8 protein-coding genes are annotated in these 8,004 nt (G+C 40.7%); all 8 read left to right on the forward strand.

Annotation, left to right across the window (positions count from 1 at the left end):
* Positions 1 to 409, forward strand: a 409-nt coding sequence (locus tag ACEW8U_RS08425; protein ID WP_373521600.1) for an FIST C-terminal domain-containing protein, incomplete at its 5' end; no start/stop codon positions are given.
* Positions 410 to 433: 24 nt separating this feature from the next.
* The gene (locus ACEW8U_RS08430; protein ID WP_373521601.1) at positions 434 to 1,579 is read left to right on the forward strand and encodes an FIST signal transduction protein; all 1,146 of its coding nucleotides are present in this window, start codon (positions 434 to 436) and stop codon (positions 1,577 to 1,579) included.
* On the forward strand, positions 1,580 to 2,608 hold the full coding sequence (locus tag ACEW8U_RS08435; protein ID WP_373521602.1) for a sensor histidine kinase: 1,029 nt from the start codon (positions 1,580 to 1,582) through the stop codon (positions 2,606 to 2,608).
* Positions 2,609 to 2,650: 42 nt separating this feature from the next.
* On the forward strand, positions 2,651 to 3,028 hold the full coding sequence (locus tag ACEW8U_RS08440; protein ID WP_373521603.1) for a GxxExxY protein: 378 nt from the start codon (positions 2,651 to 2,653) through the stop codon (positions 3,026 to 3,028).
* On the forward strand, positions 3,025 to 3,177 hold the full coding sequence (locus ACEW8U_RS08445; protein ID WP_373521604.1) for a hypothetical protein: 153 nt from the start codon (positions 3,025 to 3,027) through the stop codon (positions 3,175 to 3,177). The genes ACEW8U_RS08440 and ACEW8U_RS08445 overlap by 4 nt, the downstream gene beginning before the upstream one ends.
* Positions 3,178 to 3,182: 5 nt before the next feature.
* Positions 3,183 to 5,375, forward strand: coding sequence for an ATP-binding protein (locus tag ACEW8U_RS08450; protein ID WP_373521605.1), 2,193 nt, complete (start codon positions 3,183 to 3,185; stop codon positions 5,373 to 5,375).
* Positions 5,376 to 5,424: 49 nt separating this feature from the next.
* Positions 5,425 to 5,592 carry a hypothetical protein gene (locus ACEW8U_RS08455; RefSeq protein WP_373521606.1) on the forward strand — a complete coding sequence of 56 codons (168 nt, stop codon included), beginning with the start codon at positions 5,425 to 5,427 and terminating at the stop codon, positions 5,590 to 5,592.
* A 1-nt stretch (position 5,593) separates the two neighbouring features.
* On the forward strand, positions 5,594 to 8,004 hold a 2,411-nt coding region (locus ACEW8U_RS08460), incomplete at its 3' end, for an ATP-binding protein (protein WP_373521607.1).

The raw sequence follows: 8,004 nt of genomic DNA on the forward strand, positions 1-8,004 counted from the left end.
GAACATCTTTTTAAACCTGATTAGGGAAGATAGTAGCAGCATAATTCGCACTACTATGGGCTTTAACATGGACACCAAAGGGATTACTGTATCAGGCAAAATAAAGCCCGGTGATAAATTCAGATTTACCTTCTTGCCCGATTTTGATGTATTGACCGAAGTCAGCGAAAATGCAAAGCAGTTCCAGCAAACTGAAATGCCCGAAGCCGATGCCCTTGTTATGTTTTCCTGTATTGGACGCATTGATGCCTTTGGTCCTATGACTTCTGAAGAATTGCAAGGAATACAAAGTGTGTATAATGTGCCCATGGCAGGGTTCTTTTCTTATGGGGAATATGGGCGTGCCACGGGTGGCAACAATGAATTTCATAACATGACCTGCTGCTGGGTGGCATTAAAAGAAAAATAATTTCACAACCAAACATTGAAAAAAATGAAAGCAAAATCAATCAAAGGAAAATCTCCTGAAGAAATCAAAACCGCTTTGGAAAACTGTAGGTCTGATGGATTTATACCTACCCTTGCGGTAGTGTTTCTTTCCATAAGCCAGGACATTAGAGCTGTTCGCAAATTGTTTGATGACTACGGAATAGAGATTTTCGGTGCCACCACAAATGGGGAATTCATCGATGAGGAGTTGGAAAAAGGTTCCATAGCCGTGCTCTTGATGGATGTCAAAAAGGATTATTTCCGTATTTATATTGACGAATTTCCGGAGCATAACTACCGGGAAGTGACCCGGAAAATTGCCCGAAAGGCCAATGAGCACTTCGATCGGCCTGCCTTTTTAATAGCAGCCAGCAATATGGCCACTGATGGGGAAGCGCTGCTCAATGGTTTTGCTGATGAAATAGGAGAAGATGTAAATGTATTCGGAGGCATGGCGGGCGATGATTATGCCTTTACCGAGCAAAAGGTGTTTACCAACCATGCAGAAAGCAGCGAGGGAATTGTTGCCATTGCCTTCGATGAGGACAAAATGCTGATCAAAGGACGAGCTACCTGTGGCTGGAAACCGGTGGGCACACCAAAAACCGTTACCAAAAGCGAAGGCAATAAGGTGTACACGGTGGATGACGTGCCAGTGCTGGAACTTACGCTAAAATATGGCGGCATCACCAATGTGACCCGGGAAACGGCAACCCGGGATACAGCACTTGAGATTGCCACTACCCTGCCTCTGCAACTTCAACGCGAGGTTGGAGATCCCGTCATGCGACCGGGCCTGATCGTGGATTTTGATGACGGATCCTTTGTGTGCAGCGGAACTGTTCCCCAGGGATCAAAGGTCCGATTTTCCCTGCCTCCCGACTTTGATGTAATGGAGGTTGTGCTGAAAGAGGCTGAAGATCTGAAATTGAAGGAGATTCCGGAGGCAGATGCGCTGGTCGTATTTAGCTGTGCAGGACGGATTCTGGCATTTGGTCCCATGATGAACATGGAAATTGAAGGCCTGAAAAAAGTATGGGATGTTCCCATGGCGGGCATTTTCAGCAATGGCGAACTGGCTAGGGCCACGAACGGCAGGCTTGAAATGCATAACCTCACCACCTGCTGTGTGGTACTGAAAGAGAAATAAATGGAAAACAGCCTCCAAACCGTAATTGAATTCATCAAGTCTCATCCGCACATTGAAGCTGATAAAAAGGAATTGTTGTTGGGTGTGTTGAACACAGCAAAAAAAGACCTCGATATCCTTGCATTCAAATTGGATCGTACGGAAAAGGTAAAAAGGACCACGGCCATTCTGTTGGAGGAAACGATCGAGGAGCTGGAGCATAAGAGAGCAGCCGTGGAGGAGGCAATGAAAGAACTTAAATCCACCCAGGCCCAGCTTATCCAACAGGAAAAACTCGCTTCCCTCGGCCAACTTACCGCAGGCATCGCGCATGAGATCAAGAATCCGCTGAATTTTGTAAATAATTTTTCAGAATTGTCTATTGAGTTGATCGAAGAAATAAAGGAAGAAAGAGCAAAAAACCAGGAAACAAGAGACGAGACACTGGTGGATGAAATCCTGGAGGATATCAAGGCCAACCTCGAAAAAGTAAATGAACATGGAACCCGAGCCAATGGCATTGTGACTTCCATGCTGCAGCATTCGCGAGGAGGTTCCGGCAAGATTGAGCCCACCGATTTGAATGCTTTAATCAAAGAATATATCAACCTGAGCTTCCACGGAATGCGGGCTGGTAAAAATCCGATTAACGTAGAAATCGACCTGCAACTCGGAAAAGAAGTAGGAATGGTCAATTTAGTATCAGAGGATTTTTCTAGAGTGATCCTCAACCTCTGCAACAATGCCTTCGATGCCATGCGGATGAAAAACCTTGGAGCGTTGGAATCTTACCAAGCCAGACTTAGCATTCGGACCCAATCCAATAATAATCAGGTCATCATCGAAGTCGAGGACAATGGCCAAGGTATTCCAGATGAAATTATAGATAAAATCCTTCAACCTTTCTTCACCACTAAAAAAGGAACGGAGGGTACCGGATTGGGACTGAGCATTACCCATGATATTGTGAAGGCGCATGGAGGGGAGTTGAAGGTGGAGTCGAAAGTAGGAGAAGGTAGTAAGTTTATTATTCAATTACCACTTGTCTGAATCACGGATTAATTGGATTAAAGGAAAACACGGATTTTTAATATGGCAGAATTAAAATACAAAGACATCACAGAAAAGATTATTGGAGCATCCTTCGAGGTTCACAAGTTTCTAGGAAACGGATTTCAAGAGGTGATCTACCAGCGAGCTTTGGCCTATGAATTATCACAGATGAATCTTGATTTCGCAAGAGAAATAGAACAGGATATTTTCTATAAAGAATTGCAAGAACCTATTGGAACAAGAAGAGCCGATTTTGTGGTAGAAGGAAAAGTTTTGGTTGAGTTAAAAGCCGTTATTGAGTTACAAGATGTGCACCTTGCTCAAGTACTCAATTATCTAAAAGCATATCGATTGGAGGTTGCCTTATTGATAAACTTTGGAAGTAAAAGTCTCACCTTCAAACGACTTGTCTTATGATTGCTCTTTCCGTGAAATCCAAAAATCTGTGCGAATCCGTGATTCTGACAAATTATGATATAGTGAAGGCGCATGGAGGAGAGTTGAAGGTGGAAAGCAAAGAAGGGGAAGGAAGTGAATTTGTTATTTACTTAACATTAAACAACTAAGGTAAATGAAGACTATTCTTTACATCATTGGGTTCCTGCTGCCATTAGCACTTTTTGGTCAGTCAGAAAAAGTGTTTGTACTCTCAGACACTACTTTTTCAGAGGGTTGGAAGAATTTAACAGATGACTGGCGTTATCAAAAGGGAGATGATCCAGCCTGGGCCAATCCGGATTTTGATGATGCTTCATGGAGCGAAGTCAGCGCTTACAATCTAAACATGCCCGATGGTGAAAATGCCATCGCCGACCGCGGTGAAATGGTCTGGTTCAGAAAACACATTAAAGCCGATAGCAGCATAACACAGACTATTGTTTTAAATATCAGGCAGTTAGGAGCCTCGGAGGTTTATTTAGATGGGAAGCTGATTCATCAATTGGGGAAAGTAAGTGCTAACAAAGACGAGGTCATTTTTAATAATCCTCTGAGGCAAATACTTCAATTGCCACTGGAAAAAGGAAAGGAACAGGTGTTGGCCGTGCGCTATGTCAACGAACAATATAAGTACCCCCTGTATACGAATACCAATGGGGACATTGGACTTTCAGTTTCAACCCTTAGCAATGCCACATCCACCGATACAATAAAAAATAGACGAATCGCTGGCTTTCAACGGTATATAAAAAACTATCACATCGCTTTAGGCATCGCGCTCTTAATGTTTATCATATTCATATCCTTTTACTTGGTCTTCCCCAATGAAAAAATCAATGGATACTTCGCCATTTCTAATCTTTTTTTGAGTCTGTTTTACACTGGAATAATCTGGTCGAATGGTTATTATGTAGATGAGTTTTGGAATTCCTTCCTATATGCCACCTGTATTGTATTTTCCTCTTCAATCTTACTGTATTGCTTGTACAGCATTGTGGAGCAGCCCATAGATTTTACTTATAAAGCAGTAACATTTTTGGGTCTTATCGCTATTGGCTGTTACTTTTTATACGCCCCTCTTACATTAACCACAGCTTGGGCACTTCTTCTTATGGTGGCCACTATAAGAATAGCTTTAAAATCCTGGAACAAAAATAGAGTGGCTAGTATCTTATTTCTGAGTTCTAGTTTTATTTCAATAGTATTCTGGGCGATAATTATTTTAACCGGTATTGGTGTAATACAGAACGATATTGGTATAACAGATTTTTATATAAACGACTATATTCCTTTTGCCCAAATGCTCAATTCAGTTGGTTTAGCTATTTACTTAGGATACGCCTTTGGGAAGCGAAGTCAGGAATTAAGGCTTAACCTGGACAGGGTACGGAAACTCTCAAAGGAAAAAGAGTCCATTTTATACTCACAAAATGAAACCCTTGAAAAAAAGGTAAAAGAGCGCACCACGGAACTGAATCAGTCTCTCGAAAACCTCAAATCCACCCAAGCCCAACTCATCCAATCCGAGAAGATGGCGTCCCTTGGGGAGCTTACAGCAGGCATCGCCCATGAGATTCAGAATCCGCTGAATTTTGTAAATAACTTCTCAGAGGTAAGTGCGGAGTTGGTTGATGAGATTCAAGTAGAGAGAGCCAAGAGCCGAGAAGCGAAAGACGAGACTTTGGTCAGTGAGATACTTGGAGACATTAAAGAAAACTTAGGGAAAATAACCCATCACGGCAAGCGGGCAGATGCGATAGTAAAGGGGATGTTGGAGCACAGCAGAACGGGATCTGGAGAGAAAGAACTGACCGACATCAATAGTATGGCAAGCGAGTATTTGAATCTTGCTTACCAAAGCTTCAAATCCAAAAATGAAGGGGTCGATATAAAGCTTATCACAGACCTTGATCCAACAATCCCCAAAATAGAATTGGTCCGGCCTGATATCGGGAAGGTATTGTTGAATATTCTCAATAATGCTTTTTACGCTTGTACTTGGACTTCGCTCAGTACTGACACTTCGAAATTCGATGTTCAAAATTCAAAATTCGATATTCCCTTAAATCATCCGACTATTGGTATTACAACCAAAAACCTTGAAGATAAAATAGAGATATCGGTAAAAGACAACGGCCCCGGCATCCCCGACTCCATCAAAGACAAAATCTTCCAGCCTTTCTTTACTACCAAGCCGACTGGATCTGGGACAGGATTGGGATTGTCTTTGAGCTATGATATTGTGAAGGCACATGGGGGAGAGATTAAAGTAGCGTCCGAAGAAGGAGAAGGAACGGAGTTTATTATTCAATTACCTCTTGTCTGATCCACTGATGAATCGGATTAAAACTTGACACGGATGAAGAATCAATAAAATGACACCACTAAACCAAAAATCAGTGCAATCCCCTAATCCATTTAAATCCGTGATTCCGACGAATTATGATATCGTCAAGGCACATGGTGGAGAAATTAAAGTAGAATCCACTGAAAATATGGGCACTGAATTTACTGTCTCATTCCCAATAAAAGAAAACAACTAAAATGAAAAAATTAGCAGCTATACTATTCTTGATCTTTTGTTTTCAGCGTGTTTATTCACAGGAAAACATACTTTATAATAAAGAGAAAATCGACAGTATTCAACAGCTTTTAAATTCAAATAAAACGGATGATACAACCGCGGTAAAACGATTGAATTATTTGGCACGGATTTATTTCTCAAATTTTGAATACGAGCCAGGATTAAAAGCTACAAAACAAGCTCGCTTGTTAGCGAAGCAACTCAAATACAAAAAAGGTGAAGGTTTGTATTATAGAACACTGGCAGTTTTTTATTTAGATCCTATCCTCAAATATTCTTATAATAGAAAAGCAAGTGAAATATTTACTGAGCTCAAACAAAAAGAAGATAATTTCGAAATTGAAATTCCAGAACCGAATGATAAATTAATTAAAAAAGGAAATAGCCAAATAAGCGCTTCACTCTATTTTTTCGAAAACGAAGGCGATAAAGAAATCACTCCCCTTATTCTTTTAAATGGCAGTTTTTTTTTACTGCCGGATAATCAAACTGAGGCATTGGATTATCTCGACCGGTCATTCATATTATTCAATGAAGAAAACGAGATTGGATCTGCAACATTAGTTAGAATCTTTAAAATGTTCACGTTACAATCACTCGGTAAAATAACAGAGGCAGATAAAATTGAAGAAGAGGTAAGCAAATTCATTGTAGAAAATGCAGACGACAAAGAATCTATCTTTTTTTTAGAAGGCTTATTCTCGTATTATAACCGAAACGGAGATAATTACGCTATTAAAAGAGGTCTAGAAATAGAAGCTGAATTTGAAAAAAACCACCTCGGTAGTATGCAAATAAGGACTCTCACAAACCTGGCAGTAAGATTTGCATTTCTAGATATGCCAGAGAAAGCGGTTGAATATTATAAAAAAGCAATTGCCATAAGTGAGGAGATAAACTATTACGACAATGCAATAAACATCTATTTCAATTGTGCATTTGAATTAGTAGCATTAAAACAACTTGATGAAGCTAAAATTTACTTTTCAAAGGCAAAAGAGTTGGCTGAAAATAGTGGGGTTGAAAGTGTGAGACTGGCTGGTATTCGTAGGTATAAAGATGGAATGGGACAGATTCTTATGGAGCAAGAAAAATATTTGGAAGCCCTTGACATGTTTACTCAATCTGATGAAAATTTTTGGGTCAATTTTTATAAAGCATATTGTTATCACAAATTAGGAAACCTCCACGAAAGTCTAAATTACGGAATACGTAGTTATAATGGAGCAACTGCTTATGGCAGAGACCTAAAAACCTTGCTGAAAAATTGTTTGTTATTGTCAGAGGTGTATGAGCAATTGGGGCAAACTGATTTATCATTCGAATATCTGAAGAAATACAGAAACATTATTGAAAAACAAAAAGAAGAAGACATAGCCAATAGCACTTCAAACTTCGAGATTCAGAAAATTATTAATGAAAAGAAAGAAGAGACACAACAGTTCGAAAAAGAAAAACTACTGAAAGAAAAACAAAATCAAAATCAACGCTGGTGGTTATTTAGCATTGCTGCAGGCTTGATATCAGCACTTGTAGTAGTGTATTTATTGATGCAAAATAATAAAAGCAAACAAAAGGCAAATGCTTTATTAAAGGAACAAAAAGAGGAAGTTCAGAGTACTCTGGAACAATTAAAATCCACCCAAGCCCAACTCATACAATCCGAAAAGATGGCTTCACTTGGAGAACTCACCGCGGGTATCGCCCATGAGATCCAGAATCCGCTGAATTTTGTGAACAATTTTTCGGAGGTGAGTGCGGAGTTGGTTGATGAGATTCAAGACATAAGACGCAAGACACAAGACCCGTCAAAAGCGAGTGAAGAGGATGAGATTTTGGAGGATATCAAGCAAAATCTAGAAAAGATCAACCATCATGGAAAACGTGCAGATGCCATCGTAAAGGGTATGCTTGCGCACAGCCGTACAAGTAAAGGGGAGAAAGTACCGACGGATATCAATGCCTTGGCGGATGAATATTTGCGGCTTTCTTACCATGGCTTGAGAGCCAAAGACAAATCCTTCAATGCCGACTTTGTGACTGACTTTGATCCTAACCTTCCCAAAATCAATGTCATCCCACAGGATATCGGAAGGGTATTGTTGAATATCATCAACAATGGATTTCAGGCCTGTAGCAGTACAGACCAGTCAGGTTTTGAAAACCTGACTGGTCTAAAACGCCTAGTCAGCGTCTCCACAACCCCCCTTGAAAGCCTGTCCCGAGACCTCGGGAGGGCTGGGGGCAGTGAGAGGAAGCTGGTCCAGATCTCCATCTCCGACAACGGCCCCGGCATCCCCTCCTCCATCAAAGACAAAATTTTCCAGCCTTTCTTTACCACCAAGCCTACCGGACAAGGGACGGGATTGGG

The sequence above is a fragment of the Aquiflexum sp. genome (assembly GCF_041751335.1).
Taxonomy (GTDB): domain Bacteria; phylum Bacteroidota; class Bacteroidia; order Cytophagales; family Cyclobacteriaceae; genus Aquiflexum.

Coding starts and splice junctions, on each gene's coding strand:
- ACEW8U_RS08430 (WP_373521601.1), top strand. CDS start 434: ATGAAAGCAAAATCAATCAAAGGAAAATCTCCTGAAGAAATCAAAACC.
- ACEW8U_RS08435 (WP_373521602.1), top strand. CDS start 1,580: ATGGAAAACAGCCTCCAAACCGTAATTGAATTCATCAAGTCTCATCCG.
- ACEW8U_RS08440 (WP_373521603.1), top strand. CDS start 2,651: ATGGCAGAATTAAAATACAAAGACATCACAGAAAAGATTATTGGAGCA.
- ACEW8U_RS08445 (WP_373521604.1), top strand. CDS start 3,025: ATGATTGCTCTTTCCGTGAAATCCAAAAATCTGTGCGAATCCGTGATT.
- ACEW8U_RS08450 (WP_373521605.1), top strand. CDS start 3,183: ATGAAGACTATTCTTTACATCATTGGGTTCCTGCTGCCATTAGCACTT.
- ACEW8U_RS08455 (WP_373521606.1), top strand. CDS start 5,425: ATGACACCACTAAACCAAAAATCAGTGCAATCCCCTAATCCATTTAAA.